Source organism: Neoroseomonas eburnea, from assembly GCF_018129005.1.
Lineage (GTDB): Bacteria > Pseudomonadota > Alphaproteobacteria > Acetobacterales > Acetobacteraceae > Neoroseomonas > Neoroseomonas eburnea.
In genome coordinates, this window is sequence record NZ_JAAEDL010000003.1 from 265,698 (window position 1) to 287,347 (window position 21,650).

Here is a 21,650-nt window from a genome sequence, read left to right on the forward strand (position 1 = left end):
TGCGAGGGCGGAGCCGCAAGGAAGGAAGGGGGTGCCGGGGGAGGTTCCCCTCCCCCGGCGCTCCGTGACCATGCGCATCGCCCTGCTGACCCTGGAGAGCACCGCCAGCGCCGCCGCCGCCGCGCATGTGCTGCGCGAGACCTCGCAGGAGGTGGTCTTCCTCGGCATCTCCGACCCCTTCCGTGGCGGCGTGGCGCGCACGCGGGAGATCGTCGCCCGCTGCGGGCCGCGCATCCTCCCCTGGCTGTTCGTGGAGTTCGCCGCGCCGCGCCTGCTGCGTCCGCGCGGCGCCGGCCCGCTCGCCGCCGCGGCCGCCGCGCGGGGCCTGCGGCCGGTGGTGATCCACGACATCAACGGCGCGGGGCAGGCGGCTCTCGAAGCCGCGCGGCCGGATCTCATCGTCACCTGTCATTTCGACCAGATCCTGTCGCCGGAGACGATCGCGCTGGCGACGCGGGGCGGGGTGAACCTGCACCCTTCCCTGCTGCCGCTGCATCGCGGGCCGATGCCGTGCTTCTGGGCCGCCGTTGACGGCGATGGGTACTTCGGCGTGACGGTGCATCGCCTGGCGCCGCGCATCGACGCCGGCGCGGTGCTGGCGCAGCGCGCGGTGGCATTGCCGGCGGGCGCCACCGTCTCGGGCATCGCGCGGGCGCTGCACCATGCGGGCGCCGAGATGCTGCTGCAGGTGATCGACGACATCGCGGCGGGGCGCGAGCGCGGGCGGGAGGTGGCGGCGCTGCCCTATCGGCCCTTCCCGGACCGGGCGGCGCTGAAGGCGGCGGCGAAGGCCGGGGTCGGGCTGGCCGGATTCGGCGATTATCGCGTGGCGCGGGAGTTGGGCGGCGTCGCGGCGTAGAGACCGGGGGAGACGCCGTCTCCCCCGTCCCGCTCTGCCAGGGGCCGAAAGGCCCCTGGACCCCGTTACCTGGACTGCATGCCAAGCGCGGCGCGCACCGCACGATGCAGGCCGACGGCGTCGAGATCCTGACGTGCCCCACCGGCCAAGACATCGCTGCGCCAGATCAGGTGGTCGGTGTCGGTGCCGCGGCGCATCGCCGGCAGGGACGGGCGATGATCGCCGAAGGCCGCCAGCACGACAGGGCGGCCACAGGCGCGCGCGGCATCGGCGACGACCCCGAGCATCGCATCCGTCGCCGCCATGCGCGCCGCCCAGCCTGCCGCCGGGTCCGGCCCGGGCCAGGGACCATGCGCGGCAACGGTGATGGCGTAAAGGAACAACGGTCCCTCGGCGGCAGCGATCTCCGCCGCGATCCGCGCGCCGAGCGCGGCATCCGTCACCAGCCCGTTCTCGCGCGGCGCGCCGGCGAAGGCGTCCGCGGCCTCGAAGCGACGGAAGCCGAGCGCCGGCAGCACGCGGTCGCGCCCGAAGAAGCGCGGATCATACGGATGCAGGCAGGCCGTCCCGTAGCCGGCCCCGCCGAGCGCCCAGGCGAGCGACGCCACCGGCGCCCGCGCGAAGCGGAAATAGGGATTCAGCCGGTCGAGCCCGAGCGCCGCATCGTCGAGCCCGGTCAGCACCACGAATTCCGTCCGCATGGTGTTGGCGCCGAAACCCGGCACCGCGAGCCGCCCGTGCGACAGCGCCATCCCGGCCAGCGCATCCCAGCACGGCATCGCCTGCGCCAGCCCGAAGCGGCGCGGATCGCAGAAGGATTCGAGTTGCAGCAGCACGAGATGCGGCGACACCTCATCCGCCCGCAGCACGGCCGGCGCGGGCGGATGCGCGGCGCGGCGCGCGGGCCGCTCTGTCCCCGCAAGCCGCGCATGCAGCGCGAAGGTGGCAAGCGGGCCGAACCGCGCCGCATCCCGCGCCGGGTCCCGCGCCAGGGCCGCGCCGCGCAGCAGCGGCAACGGCCGCAGCACCAGCCCGGCCAGCGCCAGCGCCGCCGCCAGCAGGGCCGCGCGCCCGGTCAGGCCGAGTGCCACCGCCGGCTCCAGCACCAGCACCGCGACGAAGGCCAGCACCCCCGCGCCGATCCCGCCGACCAGCACCGCCCGCGGCACGAAGGGCAGGTAGAAGCGCGGATGCGCCGGCACCTGCCAGAGCAGCCCGCCATCGGTGAAGGCCAGCGGCTCGTCGAGCGTCGCGCGCTTGGCGCGGTCGGCGACGGCGAGGAACACGCAGGCGCCGGCTGCCAGCCCGCCCGCCAGCACCGGCCGTTCGGTGACCGCCAGGAGTGCCAGGAACAGCGCCGCCACCGGCGCCGCGTCCAGCAGCATCCAGGCCGAGGCCCTCGCCCGCGCTCCGTGCCGCAGCCAGGCCCAGGCAGGCAGCGGCAGCAGGGCACCGGCCAGGAGGTGGAACTCCGGGATCACGCCTCGGGCGCGATGCTGAAGCGCATCCGCCGCACCGCCCAGTCGGACAGCCCCGCCGGCAGCGCGTCCACCACGCGCAGCAGCGCGGCGAGCGGCAGCGGGAAGGCGCAGCGCCGCGCCCCGCGCAGGATGGCGCGGTGGGTGATGTCCGCGGCGCGATCGAGCCCCATGGCCAGCGGCCTCGGCCCATTCCAGCGGGCACCCATGGCGCTGTCGAAGAAACCCGGCAGCACCACCGTCACACACAGGCCGCTTGGGGCGAGCGCCGCGCGCAGCCCCTCCCCATAGACGCGCAGCCCGGCCTTGGAGGCGGCATAGCCCGGCGCATCCGGCAGCCCGCGATAGGCGGCGACGGAGGCGACCAGCGCGATGCGCCCGGCACGGCGCTCGCGCATCGCGGGCAGCAGCGGCTCGACCAGGTGCATGGCGCCGAGCAGGTTCACCGCTGCCTGGGCGGTCGCACCGTCCAGCCCCTCCCAGGCGCCGTCGGGGCCGACGCCGCGGGAGATGCCGGCATTGGCGATGACGCAATCGACCGGCCGCGCCGCCTCCCACGCCAGCAGCCGCGCGGCGAGGGCGGCGCCGTCGCGCACGTCGATCGCGGCGGTCTCGACCTCGGCCCCCTGCGCGGCGCAGCGCGCGGCGGTGGCGGCGAGGCCCTCCGCGCCGCGCGCGACCAGGCGGAGCACGACGCCGGGGGCTGCCAGCCGCTCGGCCAGCGCGGCACCAAGGCCACGGGAGGCGCCTGAGACGACGATGCAGCGGGGCGGCGGCAGCGGCGCGCTCATTCCGCCGCCTTCAGCGCGGCGAGGCTGACCGGCGCGTCCATGCGCGCCACCGCGTTGCGCACCGCCTCGTCGATGCCGGCGTCGTCGAAGAAGCCGCCGCGGATCAGGGCATGCGCGGCAAGCACGCGGCGCAGCGCATCGACCAGCGCCATGTCCGGCGGCGTGGCCTCGGTCCAGAAGCGGTCGAGCCCGCCCTGGAAGGTCAGGCCGGGAATGTCGTAGAGCGCGCTGCCGAGCACCACCACCGGCTTGCCTTCCCGCAGGGATTGCAGCCCCGCTGTGCTGTTGACCGTGACGACCCCGGCGGCCGGCGCCAGCACCGGGCCGAAGGGCAGTTCCGGCAGCCACACGACACGGTTGCCGACACCCGCGCGACGCGCCTCATCGAGCGCGATGCGGCCCCAGGCTGTCAGGCCGTTGTCGAGCGGATGGCCCTTCACCGCCAGCAGCGCGTCGCGCGGCGCATGCGCGGCGAAGGAGGCGACGATTCGCGCGATGGCGTCACGCAGGCTGGCGAAGGGCGAATGCAGCCGAAGCTGGTAGTCCCCTTCGAGCTGCAGCGGCAGGACGAAGACCGGCCCGGACCAGGCCAGCAGGCGCGCGAGCCGCCGCCGCGCCATGGCGCGCCGCGCGGGACGCAGCGCCCCGCGCGCGATCCAGCCCGCATATTCGTGGAAGGCGTTCCATTGCCGATGCGTCCGCCAGTGCGGGAAGCGGCGCCGGCCGAGCTGATTGGCGACGTTGTAGCGGACGTCATCGGTGGCGCGGCGCAGGAAGGAGCCGGCGGAGGCCGTCTCCGGCGCCGCCGGCGGTAGGCCCCGCGCCAGCGCCAGGATGGCGCCGGCGTTCCGCGGCAGCGGCGAATTGGCGTTCACGCCCCCGTTCTCCAGCGTGATGTAGCCGGGGCGCAGATAGGCTTCCTCCAGCACCCAGCAGGTGACGCCGCGGCTGCGCGCGAGGTCCAGCGCCGCGACATGCATCGGCCGGCAATCGCTGAACATCACCAGGTCGGTGACCTCGTGCGCCTCGATCAGCGCGGCCAGCGCCGCGGGCCAGTCCTCCGGGCGTCCGGTGAAGTCGGTGGCGTTGGGACGGCGCCAGAACAGGCGGTCGCCGGGGCTGAGGTTCACCCGGTGCACCGCATGGCCACGCGCGGCGAGCGCATCCCCCAGGCGCACGAAGAAGTGCGTCGCGAGGCCCTGCAGGAAGAGGAAGGAACGTCGCGGCATCAGCCGCGCCCCGGCAGCAGGCGCGCCATCGCAAGTCCCTGCCAGCGCCGCAGCCGCGCGATCGGCCCACCCCTCCAGGGGGCGGCATCCGCCAGGCGGTCGAGCAGCGCTTCGGGCGGACAAGGGAGTTCCGACACGGGGTCCTGATAGCGGGGAAACAGGATGAGCGCACCCGCGACAAGTGCATCGACACTGAGGCGACGCACGCGGCGCGCGAGCGGCGCACGGTCCTCGGTGAGCCCCCAGCCGGCGTAGAACGGCCGGCCCCAGCAGGTGACGGCAAGGCCGCGCAGCAGAGCCTCGAAGCCGGTCAGCGAGGTCAGGGTATGGACTTCCTCCACCTGTGCGAGCAGCGGTGCGATCGGCACGCGGGACAGCACGGCGTCGGCGAGCGCGCGGGCCTCGGCATCCGGCACCGCGCCGCGGCGGTAGCCGGCCTCGACATCCGGATGCGGCTTGAAGGCGATGAAGGCATCCGGGTTGGCGGCGCGGACGGCGCGCAGCAGGTCCAGGTTGCCGCGCACTTCAGCCGTCCCGCCGAGTCGCACGGAGAGGTCGTCCTCCACCTGCCCCGGCACCAGGATGCGCCGCCGGCCCGGTGTCGCGGGCAGCATCGGCGCCTCGCCGCCAAGATTGTACTTGGTGATGCCGCGGGCGATCAGCGTCGCCCGCAGCGCCGCGGCCCGGGCGAGCAGCGCCGGCGGGAACTCCGCGGTGGCGAGCAGCACTTCGAGGTCGCTCGGCCCCGAGGGATCGAAACAGGGCCGTCGCGAATCGAGCGTCAGCGAGGCGGCCGGCAGGAAGCCGGCGCCGAGCCCGGCCGAGCGGATGAAGCCGTCCTCCACCCAGACCACCGGCACGCCGGCGGCGCGCGCGCGCGGCAGGAGGTCGGCGGGTGCGCGACTCGGCCAGGCGGCGATCGCCCCGCCGCGGCGCAGGGCCTGGGCGATGGCCGGGCCGGTGCGGCGGACGAAGGCGGGCGGACCGGCGGCGGAGGCGAGCGCGGCCGCCATGCGGCGGCGCTTCCAGAAGGCCATGCCGAGGCAGACGGCGATGCCGCGATTGGCCGCTTCCTCGACACGCCAGGCGCCGAGCAGCGGGATCGCCTCCTCAAGCGCGATCGGGCGGTTGCGCACCGGGTCGGCGCAGCGCGCCGCGGCAGCCAGCGCGGCGAGCAGCGCGAGGCCGTCCGCGTGCGTGCCCGGCACGCCGGCGAGGGCGGCGAGCAGCGCAGTGGGGCCTTGGAGGGCGTGCAACGCCGCGGCCGCATCGATCAGCGTCCAGGGGGAGAACCGCCCTGGCCGCGTCGCCGGCAGGACCGGGCGCGCGTCAGGGGCGGCCTCCGGATCTCGGCAGGCCAGCAGGGGACGGCCGGCGGCGAGCGTCTCGGCCCGGCGCCAGAGCGCCGCCGCCGCCGCGGCACGCGCCGGGTCGCAGGGGTCGATGACCAGCACGGCTTCCCCCGGCCCGCTGCCGATCGCGGTGGGGCCCGGGTCGGGCAGGCCGGCGGGGCCGCCGATCCTTGCCTGCCGCAGCAGGGCACGAAGCGCGGCGGCGCGGGCGAGCGCCTCCGGCGGCGGTGCGCGGGCGAGCGCGGCGGCGACCGGGTCCGGGTCCTCGGCGGCGAACAGCACGGCGGGAACGAGGCGGGCGCCGAAGCGGGGCGGCGCGAAGGGGCCCGCGGCAAGGCGCAGGACGCGCCCGCCCCAGGCGGCCGGCGCCGGGTCCTCGACCGGCAGGGCGAGGCGATCCTCGCCGGCCGCAACCGGCGGCAGCGGCCGCAGCGGCTCCTCCGGGAAGAAGGCGGGCAGGTGTGGCCAGCGCCGGAGCAGGTTCCCCGCCGCAAGGAGGCGTCCGGGGGAGGAATCTGCACGCGCGGGTTGCAAGCCTTCGTTATCCCGATGCGAAAGATTGTATGGCCGGAGCGGTTGCCCCGCACGCGATCGTGGCAGTCAACCGCACCGTCTTGTTTTTGCGTAAGCCGTGGCAAAAGGCTAGGTTCCGGCGCCACAAGCACCAAGGATTGCATGCGGATGGGCGTTGGCCTCAACCGGTTCGGACGCGGCCTGGCGACGGGGGGCCTCGTCGCGCTTCTTCTGGCGGCCTGCGCGGAGACAGGCGGCGGCGCTGCGTCCTCGATCGCGGATGCGCCGGCGCCGATCACCGACCCGGTGGTCGCCTTCGCCGCCTCCGCCTCGCCCGGCGCGGAGGATGGCGTCGTGCTGGCGGGGACAGGGCAGACCGCCCGCGTGCGGATGGTGCGCGCCTATGCCGCCGCGAGCGGACGGGAATGCCGGGAGGTCCTGGTCCGCACCGGCGGCGGAACCGAGACGCGGCTGCTCTGCCGCGCCGGCACCGGCTGGCGCGAGGCGCGCCCGCTGATCCGCAACGCCACGGCTTCTCCGTGAGCCAAAGCGCGTCCCGGCCGCTGCTGATCGACTGCGCGCGGATGCAGTTGCGCGTGATCGGCGCGCTGATCATCCGCGAGATGCACACGCGCTTCGGCCGGCACCGGCTGGGCTACCTGTGGCTGTTCTTCGAACCCCTGCTGCTCGGCACGATGATCGCGGTGATCCACCAGGTCCGCGGCACCGACGGCATCCGCAGCAACTTCGAGTTCTTCGCGATCGGCTACATCCTGTTCTTCAACTTCCGCGGCATCGTCAACCGCGCCTCCGGCACCATCGGGGCCAACCGGGGCCTGCTCTACCATCGCCAGGTCACCCTGCCCGACCTGTTCTATGCCCGCCACCTGATCGAATCGATCGCCTGCACCGGCGTGATGGTGGTCTTCGTCTTCGCCGCCGTGGCGATGGGCGGGGAGTTTCCCGACAGCCCGGTGAAGATGCTGGCCTCGATGGGACTGATGTTCCTGCTGGCCCAGGGCCTGGCGCTGATGATCGGTGCCGCGACCAGCGAGTGGGATGGGCTGGAACGCTTCGTGCACGCCATGTCCTACCTGATGCTGCCCTTCAGCGGCCTGTTCTTCATGGTGGACTGGCTGCCCGAGTGGATGCAGGAGATCGTGCTCTGGGTGCCGACGGTGCACATCTTCGAGCTGCTGCGCGACGGCCAGTTCGGCGACACCTACCGGCCGGTCTACGACCTGTCCTATGTCGCGGGCTGGATCCTGGTGCCGCATCTGCTCGGGCTCGCCGGCCTGCGGCTGGTGCGCAACCGCCTGGGCCTGGAATAGGCGGCGATGGCGCTCGAGCTCATCGGCATCGAGAAGTCCTATCCGATGAATGTCGGGCGCAAGCACGTGCTGCGCGGCGTCAACGCGGTGTTCCGCAAGGGCGAGCGCGTCGGCGTGCTGGGCCGCAACGGCACCGGCAAGTCGACGCTCGTGCGCATCCTCGGCGGCGTCGAGGCGCCGACACGCGGCACCATCCGCCGGTCCATGTCGGTCTCCTGGCCGATCGGCATGGCGGCCGGCTTCCAGCCGGCGCTCTCGGGCGCCGACAATTCGCGCTTCATCGCCCGCATCTACGGACGCCCGGCAAAGGAGACGGTCGAGTTCGTCGAATCCTTCGCCGAGCTCGGCGAATACCTCAACATGCCGGTCCACACCTATTCGAGCGGCATGCGCTCGCGCCTCGGCCTCGCCATCTCGCTCGCGGTCGAGTTCGACTGCTTCCTGGTGGACGAGGCATTGGCGGTGGGCGACACGAAATTCGGCCGGGCCTTCGCGGCAAGGCTGCAGCGGGCCGGTCTCATTCTCGTGACGCACCAGCCTTCCCTCGTCCGCCAGCTCTGCAACCGGGCGGCGGTGCTGGATCAGGGCACCCTCACCTTCTACGAAGACATCGATGAAGCTCTCGCCACCTACAACAGCCTTTGAGGTCGCCCCGGCCGAGCCGGTCGCGACCTGGAGCCCGGCTCCGGACACGCCGCCGCGCAGGCCGGAACGGCGGCTGAGACGCTTCCTGCGCCACCCCTTCACCTGGTGGGTGCTGGCGCCGACCTTGCTCGCCATCATCTACTTCTACGGCATCGCGGCGCCGCAATTCGTCTCCGAGGCGCGCTTCGTCGTCCGCTCGCGCGCCGACGCGCCGCAGCTCTCGCTCGGCACCATGCTCTCCGCGGCGGTGGGCGCGGGCGGCGGGGCCTCCGCCTCGGGCGAGGCGAACAGCGTGCGCGACTTCCTGCTCTCCCACGACGCGGTGATGCGCGCCAACGAGCGGCTGAACCTGATCGACATCTGGCAGCGCGAGGAGGCCGACAGCCTCGCCCGGCTCTGGAACGAGGATCCGGAACGGCTGACCCGCTACTACAACAACATGGTGAGCGCGACCTTCGACGCCGCGACGGGCGTGATGACGCTGCGCGTGCGCAGCTTCCGCCCCGAGGATTCCAAGGCGCTCGCCGAGACGCTGCTGCAGCTCTCCGAAACCCTGGTGAACAGCCTCTCGGAACGCGCGCGCGAGGACGCGCTCCGCGTCGCGCGGGACGAGGTCACCATCGCCGAGCGCCGCGTCGCCAACAGCCGCGAAGCCCTGGCACGCTTCCGCGAGCAGCAGCAGGACCTCGACAGCGCCGGCACGGCGCAGGCGGCGGTGCAGACCATCTCCGCGCTCGAATCCGCGGTCGTCGCGGCGCAGGCGGAACTGCGCGAGCGCATGGCCTTCATGCGGCCCGACAATCCGGCGCTGCAGAACACGCGCAACCGCATCGAGGCGCTGGAGCGCCAGATCGCGGCCGAACGCTCACGCCGCACCCGCGGCGACGGCGCCCTCGCCCAGCAGCTCGGCACCTTCGAACGCCTGATGCTGGAACGCGAATTCGCCGACCGGCAGCTCGCCTCGGCCACCGCCAGCCTCGAGACGGCGCGGATGGAAGCGCAGCGGCAGCAGATGTACCTCTCGCGCGTCGTCGAGCCGAACCTTGCCGTCTACCCCCTCTATCCGCGGAAGCTGATCAGTGTCGCGAGCATCTTCATGGGACTCTGCGTGGCCTTCGGGATCGGGTGGCTGCTCGTGGCGGGGATGCGCGAACATGCGGTTTGACTTGCGGCGCTGCCTCGCGCTGCTGCTGGCGCTGGCGATCGGGGCCATGGCGGCCGGTCAGGCGGTGGCGCAATCCTCCTCCCGCTCGCTGGCCACCGGCATCGGCGGCGTGCCGGGCCAGTTGCCGGGCTTCCCGCTGCTCGGGCAGTCCGGCACGCAGCAGCAGGGCGTGGTGACGACGCCCTCCGGCACGCCTGCCGCGCAGCCGCCGCCCATCTTCGACCAGCGCAGCCTGGCCGACATCCCCGGCCAGCAGCGCGGCACCGAACGCATGGGCAGCCCGACCCAGGCGGAGGGCGGCGCCTCCCTCGTCGCGCCGCTCGGCGACCAGGCGCGTCTGTCGGGCCCCGCCACCACGGTCTTCGGCGCGTCCCTCTTCACCGGCCAGGCGCAGAGTTCCTCGGAGGCGCCGAACCCGAACTACGTGCTGGCGCCGGGCGACCGCGTCTCGGTGCGCGCCTGGGGCGCCGTCGATTCCGAGCTGGTCGGCGTGATCGACCCGGCGGGCAACCTGTTCCTGCCGAATATCGGGCCGATCCGCGTCGCCGGCGTGCGCGTCGGCGACCTGCAGGCCGTGGTCGAATCCGAGGTGCGCAAGGTCTACACTTCCCAGGTGCAGGTCTATGCAACGACGCTTTCGACCCAGCGCATCGGCGTCTTCGTCACCGGGTTCGTGCGCGCGCCGGGCCGCTATGCCGGCGTCGCCTCGGACAGCATCCTCGATTTCCTCGTCCGCGCGGGGGGCGTGGATCCGGGCCGCGGCTCCTTTCGCGAGATCGCGCTGACCCGCGGCGGCGGCATCATCGCGAACGTCGATCTCTACCGCTTCCTGCTCGACGGCAGGCTGCCGCAGCTCCGCCTGCAGGAAGGCGACACCATCGTGGTCGGCCGCCAGCGCGCGATGGTCGGCGCCGACGGGGCGGTGCGCAACAACTACCTGTTCGAGAGCACGAGCCGCGGCTCGCTCTCGGGGCGGGACCTGGTCGAGCTCGCCCGGCCGCTGCCCGCCGCGACCAACGCGGTGGTGCGCGGCGTGCGCAACGCGCAACCCTTCTCCCGCTACATGACGATCCGCGAGCTCGCGCAGCAGACGCTGCAGGACCAGGACACCGTCACCTTCGTCGCCGACGTCGCGACGCGGACCATCCGCGTCAACATCGAGGGCAGCCGGCTCTACCCCTCCGTGCTGGTGGCCGACCGCGACATGACCGTCTGCCAGATCCTCGACCACATCGCGGTGGATGCAGGGCTCGCGAACACCGAGGGCGTCTTCATCCTGCGCCCTTCGCTCGCGCTGCAGCAGAAGCGCGCGATCGACGAGGCGCTGGACCGGCTGGAGCGGCAGCTCTTCCTCTCCCCCGCGCCCACGGGCTCGGTCGCGGAGGCGCGCACGGCGGAGGCGAACCTCGTCTCCCAGTACATCTCCCGCGCGCGGCGCGTGCAGCCGGAAGGGCGGCTCGTGGTGATGGGGCAGGACGGCGCCTGCGCGCCGCTGCGGCTCGAGAACGGCGACATCATCGTCATCCCCGAGCGATCCCAGACCGTGATGGTGCAAGGCGAGGTCAACATGCCGCAGGCGGTCGTCTGGCGCGATGGCTGGTCGACGCAGCAGTTCATCGATGCCGCCGGCGGGCTGACCGAGCGCGGCCGCATGTCCACGCTGATGCTGCGCCGGCCGTCCGGCCAGGCGATCCTGAACCCGCAGGTGGCGCCCCGTCCCGGGGACGAGCTGATCGCCCTGCCCTATCTCGATCCGAAGTACTGGCTGTTCGGGCGGGACCTGGTCACGGCGCTGTTCCAGGTGGCGCTCGCAGCCCGCGTCTTCACCAACAACTGATCGCCGGATGCGCCTCGCCATCCTCGCCGACGTCCACGGCAACCTGGAGGCGTTCCGCGCCTGCCTGGCCCATGCGAAGGAACGCGGCGCGGAGCGCATCGTGCTGCTCGGCGACCTGGTGGGCTACGGCGCAGATCCCGAGGCCGTGCTCGAACTGGCGATCACGCTGGTCGCCGCCGGCGCGATCGCACTGCTCGGCAACCACGACGAGGCCGCGATCGGCACCGGCGGCAGCGGCATGAACGAGATGGCCGCCGCCGCCATCGCCTGGACACGGCCCCGGCTGCGCGAGTCGCATCGCCGCTTCCTCGGCACCCTGCCGCTGACGGCGGAGGAGGAGGGCTGCCTCTTCGTCCACGCCGATGCCTCCGCGCCCGAGCGCTGGCGCTACGTGACCGACGGGGAAGCCGCCCGGCGCAGCATGGAGGCGACGGCGGCGCATGTGACCATCTGCGGCCATGTGCACCGCCCGGCGCTCTACAGCCTGGGCGAGACGGGAAAGCTCACGCCTTTCGTGCCGGTGGGCGGGGCGCCCATCCCGCTCGCGCGCGGGCGGCGCTGGCTCGCGGTGCTCGGCGCCGTCGGCCAGCCGCGGGACGGCAACCCGGCCGCCTGCTACCTGATGCTCGACACCGTGCCGATGCAGGCGACCTGGCACCGCGTGCCCTACGATATCGCCGCCGCGGCGACGAAGATCCGCGCCGCCGGCCTGCCGGTCGGCCTCGCCGAACGGCTGTTCCTGGGACGCTGAGAGAGGGGACGCATCCTGCCGCGCAAGATCGACGGCTTCGAAGTCGGCGAGGTGCTGCACGAGGGCGGCATGGCCGTTCTGATGACCGTCACGCGGCAGGGCGAGGATCTTCCGCTGCTGATGAAGGTGCCGCGGCTGCGCGAGGGCGAGGACCCCGCGGCGATCGTCTCCTTCGAGATGGAGCAGATGATCATGCCGCGGCTGTCCGGGCCGCATGTGCCGCGCTTCGTCGCGCAGGCCGGCTTCGAAACCGAGCCCTACATCGTGATGGAGCGCATCCAGGGCGCGCCGCTGTCGATCCGGCTGCGCGACCTGCCGCTGCCGGCCGAGGAAGTGGCCTCCATCGGCGCCGCCGTGGCCGACGCGCTCGACGCCCTGCACCACCAGCACGTCGTCCACCTCGACGTGAAGCCGGCCAACATCCTGTTCCGCGAAACCGGCGAGGCGGTGCTGGTCGATTTCGGCCTGGCACATCACGAGCTGCTGCCCGACCTGATGGCGGAAGAGTTCCGGCTGCCCTACGGCACCGTCCCCTACATGGCGCCGGAACAGGCGCTCGGCATCCGCAACGACCCGCGCAGCGACCTCTTCTCCCTCGGCGCGCTGATGTACCAGCTCGCCACCGCCGACCTGCCCTTCGGCGAGCCCCAGCACCTCAAGGGCGTCAAGCGCCGGCTCTGGCGGGACCCGGTGCCGCCGCGTCGCAGGCGCGCCGGCATCCCGCCCTGGCTGCAGGAGGCGATCCTGCGCTGTCTCGAAGTCGATCCCGAACGGCGTCACCCGACCGCGGCGCAGCTCGCCTTCGACCTGCGTCACCCCGGCCAGGTCGCGCTGACGGATCGGGCGGAGAAGATGCGGCGGGACGGCTTCCTGACCGTGCTGCGCCGCCGGCTGCGCCAGCAGGAACCGCGGCGGCGCGCCTTCGCCACCGCGCGGCAGATCCAGGCGGCGCCGATCCTCGCCGTCGCATTGGACTTCGCCGAGACGCCCGAGATTCTCGCCGATGCCCTGCGCAACCAGGTGCAGAAGATGCTTGCCAACCGGCCGGGCGCGCGGCTCGCCTGCGTGAACGTGCTGAAATCGGCGCTGCTCACGATCGACAGCACGCTCGACGACCAGGGGCGGAACCGGCATGTGCAGCGGCTGCTGGAGTTGCGGCATTGGGCCATGCCGCTCGGCCTGCCGGAAGGGCGCGTGACCTTCCACGTGCTGGAGGCGGCGGACGTGGCGGATGCCATCCTCGACTATGCGCGCGCGAACCGGGTGGACCATCTGGTGCTCGGGGCGCGCGCGTCGTCCTTCTCGCGCCGGCTGCTCGGCAGCGTGGCCGGCAAGGTCGCGGCGGAGGCACCATGCAGCGTCACCGTCGTACGCCGGCGCCAGCCGGAGTGAGGGACCGCAGCCAGCCAACATCCGCTTGAAGCGCGGGCATTTCCGGGCCCAAATCGATACCGTGACGAAGCGGCGCCGCCCGGAAAAGGCGGCAGGAGGGCAGGCATGGCGTCGCTGCGCGGGATGGATCTCAACCTCCTGCTGGTCTTCGAGGCGCTGTACGACACGCGTTCGGTGTCGCGCGCCGGCGCGCGGCTCGGGCTGAGCCAGTCGGCCACCAGCCACGCGCTGGCGCGGCTGCGCGAGACCTGCCGCGACGAGCTCTTCCTGCGGGTGGCGAGCGGCATGACGCCGACGCCCGTCGCCAACCGCATCTTCCCCGAGATCCATCGCGCGCTCGAGGCGCTGCGCCATTCGGTCGAGGAGGCGCGCGGCTTCGACCCCGCCACCAGCACGCGCCGTTTCGAGGTCGCCATCCCGCACCCGATGGGGCCGGTCTATGCGCTGCGGCTCCGCGATGCGGCGCTCGCCGTCGCGCCAGGCGTGCGGCTGCGCTTCGACACGCGCACCCTTGCCGACGACGCCCACGGCCTGATGCGGGAGGGCATGCTGGACCTCGCGGTGGACTGGATCCCGGCGGAGGACGAGCGCTTCGTCAACAAGCGCCTGTTCGTCGACAGCCTGGTGATCGCGGCGCGCCGGGCGCACCCGCGCGCGCACAAGGGCATGGGCTGGAAGGAGCTGGCGCAGGAGGAATTCATCCGCTGCCATCGCCGCGCGCCGGAACGCCGGCCGAAGGCACTGTCCGGCCGGCTGTGGGACCTGATGGCAGAGAGCCGCCTGACAGTCAGCGAATACCTCGAGGTGCCCTTCGTCATCTCGCGCACCGACTACCTCGGCGTGCTGCCGAAGAGCATGGCGCGGATCGCGGAAGAGGACTTCCGCATGATCGTCACCGGGGTGCCCGGGCCGCCGATCCACATTCCGATCTGGCTCGTCTGGCACGAGGCCCGACGGCGCGATGCAGGGCATGCCTGGCTGCGCGCGCTGGTGGCGCGGGAGACGCAGGCCGCGGCCGCGGAGGCGGGGTTGGTACCGACGATGGCGACCGCGGCGCAGTAAGGGAAGGTCGGGGGAGGGGAACCTCCCCCGAGCCCCCTCCCTTCTTTGGCACTTGGGAACTGACAGACGAAGTCATGCCAGCGGCACGAGTTCTTGACGCGTGCCGAGGCCGCGAATGCGGCCCGCCGGTGGTCCGGCGAAGCCAAGCGAACCGGAGGTTTGCGCCCGGCGCCTGAGGGCGCGAGAAGGCGGATTCCAGCGGCTGCAAATTGCGGCCGTTGGTATCGGTCTCGGTGCCGAAGAAGGTTGGGGGGTTCGGGGGGAAGTTCCCTTCCCCCCGGCTTCCTACGCGGCCAGCCCGTGCTGTTCGCGCACCGGCAGGAACCGGATCATCGGGTATTCTTCCTCGGCCCGCTTGCGGCGCCAGTCGCTGGTGAAGAAGGCGACCTGCTCCGCGTCGTGGTCCTCGGCCATGTCCATGCGGTTGGATGCGGCGAAGCGCTCGATGGCGGAGCGGTCCTCGCTCGCCATCCAGCGCATCGTCGTCCAGGGCGCGGCCTCGAAGGAGGCCGGCACGCCGTATTCCGCGCGCAGCCGGGACTGCAGCACGTCGAGCTGCAGCAGCCCGACCACGCCGACGATCGGCTGGGAGCCATCGAGCGGGCGGAAGAGCTGCACCACGCCCTCATCGGCGAGCTCGTCCAGCGCCTTGCGCAGCTTCTTGGCGAGCATCGGGTCGTCGAGGCGCACGCGGCGCAGATGCTCCGGGGCGAAGGAGGGCACGCCCTGGAAGTTCAACGCATCGCCCTCGGTCAGCGTGTCGCCGATACGGATGCCGCCATGGGTCGCGATGCCGACCACGTCGCCGGGCCAGGCTTCCTCGGCGACCTGGCGGTCCTTGGCGAAGAAGAACAGCGGCGCGTTGACCGGCACCTGCTTGCCGGTGCGCACCTGCTTCAGCCGCATGCCCTTTTCCAGCCGGCCGGAGCAGATGCGCAGGAAGGCCACGCGATCGCGGTGGTTGGGGTCCATGTTCGCCTGGATCTTGAACACGAAGCCCGAGAGCTTCGGTTCCTCCGGCCGCACGGCGCGCACATCCGCCGAGCGCGGGCGCGGCGGCGGGGCGAAGCGGGCGAGCCCTTCCAGCAGGTGCCCGACGCCGAAATCGCGCAGCGCCGAGCCGAAATAGACCGGTGTCAACGAACCTTCGAGGAAGCGTTCGAGGTCGAATTCCGCGCAGGCGCCGCCGGCGAGTTCGGCCTGTTCGCGCAGCGTCGCCGCACGGTCGCCCGGCACGCGCGCCTCCAGCACGGGATCGTCGAGACCCGTCAGCGGAATCACCTCGTCGGAATCGAGCAGGCGCAGCGAGGGATGCAGGATGTCGTAGACCCCGCGCAGGTCCGCCCCCTGCCCCACCGGCCAGGCGACCGGCGCGGCGTCGAGGGCGAGCGTCTTCTCGATCTCGTCCAGCAGGTCGAAGGGGTCGCGGCCCTCGCGGTCCATCTTGTTGACGAAGGTGATGATCGGGATGTCCCGCATGCGGCACACCTCGAACAGCTTGCGGGTCTGGCTCTCGATGCCCTTGGCGGCGTCGAGCACCATCACCGCGGCGTCCACGGCGGTCAGCGTGCGGTAGGTGTCTTCCGAGAAGTCCTCGTGGCCCGGCGTGTCGAGCAGGTTGAACACCACGCCGTCGCGCTCGAAGGTCATCACCGAGGTGGCGACGGAGATGCCGCGCTCCTGCTCGATCTTCATCCAGTCCGATCGCGTCCGGCGGGCATTGCCCTTCGCGCGCACCTGGCCGGCGAGCTGGATGGCGCCGCCCTTGAGCAGCAGCTTTTCCGTCAGCGTCGTCTTGCCGGCGTCGGGGTGGGCGATGATGGCGAAGGAACGGCGCCGCGCGGCCTCGGCGGCCACGCGGCTATCCGCGGGGATCGGCATGTCCATGGTGGGCGGAACCTAGTGGCGCGGCGCCGCATTCGCCAGCCCGAAGCGATCATGACGGGAATGCAATCGGACCGCGGCTTGTCCGCGATCGGGGTGGCCCGCATAAGGGGCTGCGCCTGCCAATGTAACAATTGCCGGGCCGTGCACGATACCGACGCCAGCCAGCCATGAAGCCAGCCAGCAAGGAGCCCCCGTTCCATGAGTGACGACAAGCCATCCAAGGGGCTCGGCCGACGTCTCCTGATCCTGAACGCGCCGGTTGCCGGCGCCGCTGCCGCTTCCGCCCCGGCGCTGGCGCAGTCCGGCCGCAACGATTCCGACCCCAATGACGCGCCAGGCCGCGGCCGCAGCGGGCTGACGGACTCGGACCCCTCTGACGGGCCAGGGCGCGGGCGGGGCCAGCGTGGCACCGGCGTGACGGATTCCGACCCGAGCGACGGGCCGGGCCGTGGGCGCGGCCGGCCGCCCTCCGGCATCACCGATTCCGACCCGAGCGACGGGCCAGGCCGCGGGCGCGGCCGGCCGCCCTCCGGCATCACCGATTCCGACCCGAGCGACGGGCCAGGCCGCGGGCGCGGCCGCCCGCCGTCGGGCCTGACCGATTCGGATCCGTCGGACGGACCCGGTCGCGGGCGGGGCACGCGCGGCGGGAAGTAGCCGCGCTCATGCCGGCGCGCCGGCCGGCAGCCGGCGCAGCCGCGCCAGGTCCGACACGGCGACGACGAGGAAAGACGCGGCGAAGCCGACCCCGGCCAGCCAGATGCCGGCGGCGGGACCCTGCGCCGCCGCCAGCACCCCGCCCGCCAGCGCACCGAGCGGCCTCACCCCGTAGATCGCCACCTGCAGCACCGCACCGACGCGCCCGAGCATGGCCGCCGGGGTAACGATCTGGCGGATGCCGGTCTGGCAGATCAGCCACATCATCGGCCCGAATCCGACCAGGAACAGCGCCAGGAAGGGCAGCGCCAGGCCACCCGCCGGCGCCGCCAGCAGCAGAGCCGGCGCCAGCACCGACAGTCCCGGCCCGGCCAGCAGCAGCGCATTCGGCCCGAACCGCCGCTGCATCCCGGCCGCCAGCGCGGCGCCGGCGATCATGCCCGAGCCATAGCCCGCCTGCGCCAGGCCGAGCCGCCCCGGATCGAGGCCCAGCGGACCGAGTGCGAAAGGCACCATCACGGCCAGCAGCGCAAAGAAGGAGAAGTTCCAGGCCAGCGCGCAGCCGCCGATGCCACGCAGCAGGGGATGGCCAAGGACGAATCGCGCCCCCTCGGCAAGCTGCGCGCGGATCGGCGGGCGGTTCGCCGCCGCCCGCGCGGGCGCCGCGCCGTTCGACAGGCCGCGCGCCATGCCCCAGGCCAACAGCCCCGCCGCCGCCGCGATGCCGTAGGACGCGACAGGCAAGCCGCCGGCCGCCAGGGCGCCGGCCAGCGGCGGCGCACCGAGGCTCGCCAGCGCACGGGCGAGTTCCAGCCGCGCATTGGTCGCGGCCAGGCGGTCGCGCGGCACCAGCTCCGGCACCAGCGACCCCGCCGCGAGCACGAACAGCACCGTGCCGCAGGAGGCCGTGAAGGTCGCGAGGCCCAGCACCGCCGCCCCGCCGCCCGCCGCCGACGGCAGCGCCAGCGCCGCGCCGGAGGCGGCCAGCAGCGTCGCGCCGGCGAGCAGCCTGCCGCGCGGCATGCGGTCCACCAGGAGCCCGGCGGGCAGGGAAAAGGCGAGCCATGCCGCGGCCTGCGCCGCCAGCAGCACACCCACCAGGCCAGGACCGGCACCGAGGGCGAGCATCGCCGTCAGCGGCAGGGCCGCCATGGCCAACTGATCGGCGGCGTGCAGGCCGAAGGCCGCAAGCGGAAGCTGCAGGGCCGCGGCCCGAGGGCGGCACGGCCGGGCGGGGGTCGACATCGAGGATTCTCCGGAACAAGCTGCGGCTTCAGTGCCACGCCGACCCTGGTCATCGCCTTCCGCCGGTTGCGCCGGCGCGCGAGGCGCCGCCTTATTCGCGTCCCGACTTCCTGCTTCGATCCGATTCGACCATCGCCATCGAGGAATCGCCCATCGTGCCCCTGAAGCCGCTCAAGAAGGCCGTCCTGCCCGTCGCCGGCCTCGGCACCCGCTTCCTGCCCGCCACCAAGGCGATGGCGAAGGAGATGCTGCCCGTCGTCGACAAGCCGCTGATCCAGTACGCGGTGGACGAGGCGCGCGCCGCCGGGATCGAGCAGTTCTGCTTCGTCACCGGCCGCGGCAAGACCGCGATCGTCGAGCATTTCGACGTCGCCTTCGAACTCGAGCGCACCCTGGCCGACCGCAGCAAGACGGCGGAGCTCGAAGCCCTGCGGGCCCAGACGATGACGCCCGGCTCGATCGTGACCGTCCGCCAGCAGGTGCCGATGGGCCTCGGCCACGCCATCTGGTGCGCCCGCGCCTTCGTCGGCGACGACCCCTTCGCCATCCTGCTGCCCGACGACCTGATGATGTGCGAGGTCTCCTGCACCGCGCAGCTCGCCGCCGCCTACAAGGAGACCGAGGGCAACGTCGTCGCCATCGAGGAAGTGCCGCGCGAACGGGTGAACCGCTACGGCGTGCTGGACGTGGAGGAGGACAAGGGCCGCCTCGTCTCGGTGAAGGGCCTGGTGGAGAAGCCGCCGGTCGAGAAGGCGCCGTCCAACCTGACCATCATCGGCCGCTACGTGCTGATGCCGGAGGTGATGACCCACCTGTCCAAGCTCGAGAAGGGCGCCGGCGGGGAGGTCCAGCTCACCGATTCGATGGCCAAGCTGATCGGCACCCAGCCCTTCCACGGGCTGCGCTACGACGGCAGGCGCTTCGACTGCGGCGACAAGGCCGGCTTCCTGGAGGCGCAGGTGGCCTTCGCGCTGAAGCGCCCGGACCTCGCGCCGGCGATGAAGGCGATCCTCAAGGCCTATGGCTGACACCGGCGTGCCGGGCGGGATGCCACCCGCCTCGCGCGACCTGGCCGGCTACGGGCGGTCCCCGCCGGCGGCGCAATGGCCGGGGGGCGCACGACTCGCCCTTTCCCTCGTGGTCAATGTCGAGGAAGGGGCGGAACTCTCGATCGCGAGCGGCGACGCGCGCAACGAGACCATCCCGGAATCGGGGCAGCTCATCGAGGGTGCGCCCGATCCCTGCATGGAGAGCCATTTCGCCTACGGGTCCCGCGTCGCGCTGTGGCGCATGCTTGACGTGCTCGACGCCCATGGGGTGAAGGCGACCTTCTCCTGCTGCGGGCGGGCGGTCGCCGCCACGCCGGCGCTCGCCGCCGAGCCCGCCGCGCGCGGACACGAGATCGGCGCCCATGGCTGGCGCTGGGAAATGCACGCCGGCATGGAGGAGGCGACGGAACGCGCCGTCATCGCGAGGACCGTCGCGACGCTCACGGAACACGCCGGGGCGCGCCCGGTGGGCTGGCACACGAAGTCAGCCGCGTCGGTGAACACCCGACGGCTGCTGATGGAGGAAGGCGGGTTCCTCTACGATTCCGACGCCTATGACGACGACCTGCCGCGGATCGTCGCGGGCCCGCGCGGGCCGCATGTCGTCATCCCCTACGCCTTCGACACCAACGACATGCGCTTCCGCCCCGGCGGCGGCTTCGTCCAGGCCGAGGATTTCTCCCGCTACTGCATCGCCGCCTTCGACCGGCTGATGCAGGAAGGCGGAAGGATGATGTCGGTCGGGCTGCACCTGCGCACGATCGGACGGCCGGGGCGGATCGCGGGGCTGGAGCAGTTTCTCGATCACGTGACGCGGGCGGGAGACGCGGTCTGGGTGGCGCGGCGGGCGGAGATCGCCAGGCACTGGCTGGCGCGATTCGGATGAGGCAGAGAGGGGCGCCGCCCCTCTCCGCACCTCTCCCCGCCGAGGGCCGAAAGGCCCTCGGAACCCGATACCCCGCTGCGTGCCGAGATCGGAGCGCAGCACGGTTTCCCGAGCCAACCGCCCAGCTCATGGTGTCCCGAGGCCTTTCGGCCTCTGGCGGGCGGGTCCGGGAGGGCAGAGCCCTCCCGGTCTCCCACGTCAACCCGTCGCCGAGGCCCGCACCACCGGCGCCCAGCGCGCCGCCTCCCGCGCCACGAACCCCGCGATCTCGGCCGGCGTCGGGCTGCCGAGCGAGACCATCCCGATCCCGGCCCACCGCTCGCGCGCCGCGGGTTCCGCCATCGCCGCCGCCAGGTGCTGGCGCAGGCGCTCGACGATCTCCGCGGGCAGGCCCGCCGGCCCGGCGAGCAGGAACCAGTTGGAGGCGACCGCGCCCGGGAAGCCGGCCTCGACGATGGTCGGGACCTCGGGCACCGCACCCACCCGCGTCTCGCTGGTCACCGCCAGGCCGCGGATTCCGCCGCCGCGGACGCCGCCCGCATGGGCCGCCAGCGTGTCCCAGAGCGAGACCGTGTTGCTGCCCAACACGGATTGCTGCGCATCCGCCGCGCCACGGAACGGCACGTGCAGCAATTCGACCCCGGCTTCCTGGGCCCAGAGCATGCCCGCCAGGTGCCCCACCGAGCCGACACCGGAGGAACCGAAGGTGACCGCATCCCGGCGGACCGCGGCGGCCGCCTTGTAGTCCGCCATGCTGCGGATCGGGCCGTCGCCCTTCACCGCACAGAGGATCGGCGCGCCCCCGAACAGTGTCACGTAGGAGAAGGAGCGCTGCGGGTCGTAGTTCGGCGCCGGCGTCATGCTGACCGAGACGGCCAGCGGCCCGGTGTTGGTGATCAGCAGCGTGTGGCCATCCGGCGCCGCGGCGGCGGCGGCGGCCGTGCCGACCGCACCGCCGGCGCCCGGCCGGTTCTCGACGATGAAGGGCTGGCCGAAGGCGCGCTCCATCCCGGCGGCGAGGTAGCGAATGACGATGTCGGATGTGCCGCCCGGGGCATAGGGGTTGAGGATGCGCACCGGCCGGCTCGGCCAGGCGCCCTGGGCTCGGACGGCGGGCGCGACGAGGATGGCCGGGGCGGCGAGAAGCAGGCGGCGACGCGGCATGGGACTGCCCTTTCCGGTGGCGACGGCCCCGCCGGCGCTGCCCGCGCACCGGGCATCTCCGGCGCACCGGTGGCGACCGGAGGTGCTCGCAACCGAAATGAGCAAGCCTTGTGCCGCGCCGGCGGCCCTGGTGATCAGTGGGCTGCCGGTCCGCTCCGCGCGCCGGGGCGCCCGCGGGCCTCGCGGGCAGGACACCGGCGACGCGGGGCGCTCAGCGGGAGGCACCCCTGGTCGAGGCGCGCGGCACGGGCGGCGGCAGCGTGGCGCGGCTGCCCTGCTCGATGCGGGGCGCGGTGGGCGCGGAGGTGCGCTGGACGCGCGGCGTCGAGGTGCGGGTCGCGGTTCGTGCCGGCGTCG

Annotated in this window: 19 protein-coding genes; 12 read left to right on the forward strand and 7 right to left on the reverse strand. The window is 73.1% G+C overall.

The window, feature by feature from the left end:
• The first annotated feature begins 70 nt into the window (after positions 1–70).
• Positions 71–859, forward strand: a complete 789-nt coding sequence (locus GXW74_RS05180; protein WP_211845230.1) for a formyltransferase family protein — start codon at positions 71–73, stop codon at positions 857–859.
• A 65-nt stretch (positions 860–924) separates the two neighbouring features.
• Here the strand turns inward: GXW74_RS05180 and GXW74_RS05185 are convergent, their stop codons facing one another.
• From GXW74_RS05185 to GXW74_RS05200, 4 genes are read right to left on the reverse strand one after another with little or no spacing between them, the layout of a single operon-like run.
• Positions 925–2,340, reverse strand: a complete 1,416-nt coding sequence (locus tag GXW74_RS05185; RefSeq protein WP_211845232.1) for an LTA synthase family protein — start codon at positions 2,338–2,340, stop codon at positions 925–927.
• A complete protein-coding gene (locus GXW74_RS05190) occupies positions 2,337–3,128 on the reverse strand; it encodes an SDR family NAD(P)-dependent oxidoreductase (protein WP_211845234.1) in 792 nt (263 codons plus the stop codon). The genes GXW74_RS05185 and GXW74_RS05190 overlap by 4 nt, the downstream gene beginning before the upstream one ends.
• Positions 3,125–4,357: a capsule biosynthesis protein gene (locus GXW74_RS05195; RefSeq protein WP_211845236.1), complete on the reverse strand. Its 1,233-nt coding sequence runs from the start codon at positions 4,355–4,357 to the stop codon at positions 3,125–3,127. Before GXW74_RS05195 ends, GXW74_RS05190 begins: the two co-directional genes overlap by 4 nt.
• Entirely contained in the window at positions 4,357–6,243 is a 1,887-nt protein-coding gene (locus GXW74_RS05200) for a capsular polysaccharide export protein, LipB/KpsS family (RefSeq protein ID WP_211845238.1), read from the reverse strand. Before GXW74_RS05200 ends, GXW74_RS05195 begins: the two co-directional genes overlap by 1 nt.
• Before the next feature lie 147 nt (positions 6,244–6,390).
• Here GXW74_RS05200 and GXW74_RS05205 point away from each other — a divergent pair, with 147 nt between their 5' ends.
• The 8 genes from GXW74_RS05205 (at position 6,391) to GXW74_RS05240 (ending at position 14,405) form a co-directional block, all read left to right on the forward strand.
• Positions 6,391–6,765: a DVU3141 family protein gene (locus tag GXW74_RS05205; protein ID WP_211845240.1), complete on the forward strand. Its 375-nt coding sequence runs from the start codon at positions 6,391–6,393 to the stop codon at positions 6,763–6,765.
• Entirely contained in the window at positions 6,762–7,553 is a 792-nt protein-coding gene (locus GXW74_RS05210) for an ABC transporter permease (protein ID WP_211845242.1), read from the forward strand. The genes GXW74_RS05205 and GXW74_RS05210 overlap by 4 nt, the downstream gene beginning before the upstream one ends.
• Before the next feature lie 6 nt (positions 7,554–7,559).
• The gene (locus GXW74_RS05215) at positions 7,560–8,198 is read left to right on the forward strand and encodes an ABC transporter ATP-binding protein (protein WP_246522887.1); all 639 of its coding nucleotides are present in this window, start codon (positions 7,560–7,562) and stop codon (positions 8,196–8,198) included.
• The gene (locus tag GXW74_RS05220; RefSeq protein WP_211845244.1) at positions 8,167–9,363 is read left to right on the forward strand and encodes a capsule biosynthesis protein; all 1,197 of its coding nucleotides are present in this window, start codon (positions 8,167–8,169) and stop codon (positions 9,361–9,363) included. The genes GXW74_RS05215 and GXW74_RS05220 overlap by 32 nt, the downstream gene beginning before the upstream one ends.
• On the forward strand, positions 9,353–11,200 hold the full coding sequence (locus GXW74_RS05225; RefSeq protein ID WP_246522888.1) for a polysaccharide biosynthesis/export family protein: 1,848 nt from the start codon (positions 9,353–9,355) through the stop codon (positions 11,198–11,200). Before GXW74_RS05220 ends, GXW74_RS05225 begins: the two co-directional genes overlap by 11 nt.
• Positions 11,201–11,207: 7 nt before the next feature.
• Entirely contained in the window at positions 11,208–11,951 is a 744-nt protein-coding gene (locus tag GXW74_RS05230) for a metallophosphoesterase family protein (RefSeq protein ID WP_211845245.1), read from the forward strand.
• Between the two features lie 69 nt (positions 11,952–12,020).
• A complete protein-coding gene (locus tag GXW74_RS05235; RefSeq protein WP_211845246.1) occupies positions 12,021–13,343 on the forward strand; it encodes a serine/threonine protein kinase in 1,323 nt (440 codons plus the stop codon).
• Between the two features lie 105 nt (positions 13,344–13,448).
• Entirely contained in the window at positions 13,449–14,405 is a 957-nt protein-coding gene (locus GXW74_RS05240) for a LysR substrate-binding domain-containing protein (protein ID WP_211845248.1), read from the forward strand.
• A 285-nt stretch (positions 14,406–14,690) separates the two neighbouring features.
• Here GXW74_RS05240 and GXW74_RS05245 read toward each other — a convergent pair whose 3' ends face one another.
• Positions 14,691–16,286 (reverse strand): peptide chain release factor 3, encoded by a 1,596-nt coding sequence (locus tag GXW74_RS05245; protein ID WP_456306963.1) that lies wholly within the window; start codon positions 16,284–16,286, stop codon positions 14,691–14,693.
• A 204-nt stretch (positions 16,287–16,490) separates the two neighbouring features.
• Between GXW74_RS05245 and GXW74_RS05250 the strand changes: the two genes are divergently transcribed.
• Positions 16,491–16,949: a hypothetical protein gene (locus GXW74_RS05250; RefSeq protein WP_211845252.1), complete on the forward strand. Its 459-nt coding sequence runs from the start codon at positions 16,491–16,493 to the stop codon at positions 16,947–16,949.
• A gap of 6 nt (positions 16,950–16,955) precedes the next feature.
• Here GXW74_RS05250 and GXW74_RS05255 read toward each other — a convergent pair whose 3' ends face one another.
• Positions 16,956–18,194, reverse strand: coding sequence for an MFS transporter (locus GXW74_RS05255; protein WP_211845254.1), 1,239 nt, complete (start codon positions 18,192–18,194; stop codon positions 16,956–16,958).
• A 155-nt stretch (positions 18,195–18,349) separates the two neighbouring features.
• Here GXW74_RS05255 and galU point away from each other — a divergent pair, with 155 nt between their 5' ends.
• Together galU and GXW74_RS05265 are read left to right on the forward strand one after the other, a co-directional pair.
• The gene (gene galU, locus GXW74_RS05260) at positions 18,350–19,222 is read left to right on the forward strand and encodes a UTP--glucose-1-phosphate uridylyltransferase GalU (RefSeq protein ID WP_211845258.1); all 873 of its coding nucleotides are present in this window, start codon (positions 18,350–18,352) and stop codon (positions 19,220–19,222) included.
• On the forward strand, positions 19,215–20,129 hold the full coding sequence (locus GXW74_RS05265; protein WP_246522889.1) for a polysaccharide deacetylase family protein: 915 nt from the start codon (positions 19,215–19,217) through the stop codon (positions 20,127–20,129). Before galU ends, GXW74_RS05265 begins: the two co-directional genes overlap by 8 nt.
• A 198-nt stretch (positions 20,130–20,327) precedes the next feature.
• Here the strand turns inward: GXW74_RS05265 and GXW74_RS05270 are convergent, their stop codons facing one another.
• Positions 20,328–21,293, reverse strand: a complete 966-nt coding sequence (locus GXW74_RS05270; protein ID WP_211845260.1) for a Bug family tripartite tricarboxylate transporter substrate binding protein — start codon at positions 21,291–21,293, stop codon at positions 20,328–20,330.
• Positions 21,294–21,650: the final 357 nt, after the last annotated feature.

Bases quoted from the DNA above. Each gene is read 5' to 3' on its own strand.
- GXW74_RS05180 (WP_211845230.1), top strand. From the start codon at position 71: ATGCGCATCGCCCTGCTGACCCTGGAGAGCACCGCCAGCGCCGCCGCC.
- GXW74_RS05190 (WP_211845234.1), bottom strand. From the start codon at position 3,128: ATGAGCGCGCCGCTGCCGCCGCCCCGCTGCATCGTCGTCTCAGGCGCC.
- GXW74_RS05195 (WP_211845236.1), bottom strand. From the start codon at position 4,357: ATGCCGCGACGTTCCTTCCTCTTCCTGCAGGGCCTCGCGACGCACTTC.
- GXW74_RS05205 (WP_211845240.1), top strand. From the start codon at position 6,391: ATGGGCGTTGGCCTCAACCGGTTCGGACGCGGCCTGGCGACGGGGGGC.
- GXW74_RS05215 (WP_246522887.1), top strand. From the start codon at position 7,560: ATGGCGCTCGAGCTCATCGGCATCGAGAAGTCCTATCCGATGAATGTC.
- GXW74_RS05220 (WP_211845244.1), top strand. From the start codon at position 8,167: ATGAAGCTCTCGCCACCTACAACAGCCTTTGAGGTCGCCCCGGCCGAG.
- GXW74_RS05225 (WP_246522888.1), top strand. From the start codon at position 9,353: ATGCGGTTTGACTTGCGGCGCTGCCTCGCGCTGCTGCTGGCGCTGGCG.
- GXW74_RS05230 (WP_211845245.1), top strand. From the start codon at position 11,208: ATGCGCCTCGCCATCCTCGCCGACGTCCACGGCAACCTGGAGGCGTTC.
- GXW74_RS05235 (WP_211845246.1), top strand. From the start codon at position 12,021: ATGGCCGTTCTGATGACCGTCACGCGGCAGGGCGAGGATCTTCCGCTG.
- GXW74_RS05240 (WP_211845248.1), top strand. From the start codon at position 13,449: ATGGCGTCGCTGCGCGGGATGGATCTCAACCTCCTGCTGGTCTTCGAG.
- GXW74_RS05245 (WP_456306963.1), bottom strand. From the start codon at position 16,286: ATGCCGATCCCCGCGGATAGCCGCGTGGCCGCCGAGGCCGCGCGGCGC.
- GXW74_RS05250 (WP_211845252.1), top strand. From the start codon at position 16,491: ATGAGTGACGACAAGCCATCCAAGGGGCTCGGCCGACGTCTCCTGATC.
- GXW74_RS05255 (WP_211845254.1), bottom strand. From the start codon at position 18,194: ATGTCGACCCCCGCCCGGCCGTGCCGCCCTCGGGCCGCGGCCCTGCAG.
- GXW74_RS05265 (WP_246522889.1), top strand. From the start codon at position 19,215: ATGGCTGACACCGGCGTGCCGGGCGGGATGCCACCCGCCTCGCGCGAC.
- GXW74_RS05270 (WP_211845260.1), bottom strand. From the start codon at position 21,293: ATGCCGCGTCGCCGCCTGCTTCTCGCCGCCCCGGCCATCCTCGTCGCG.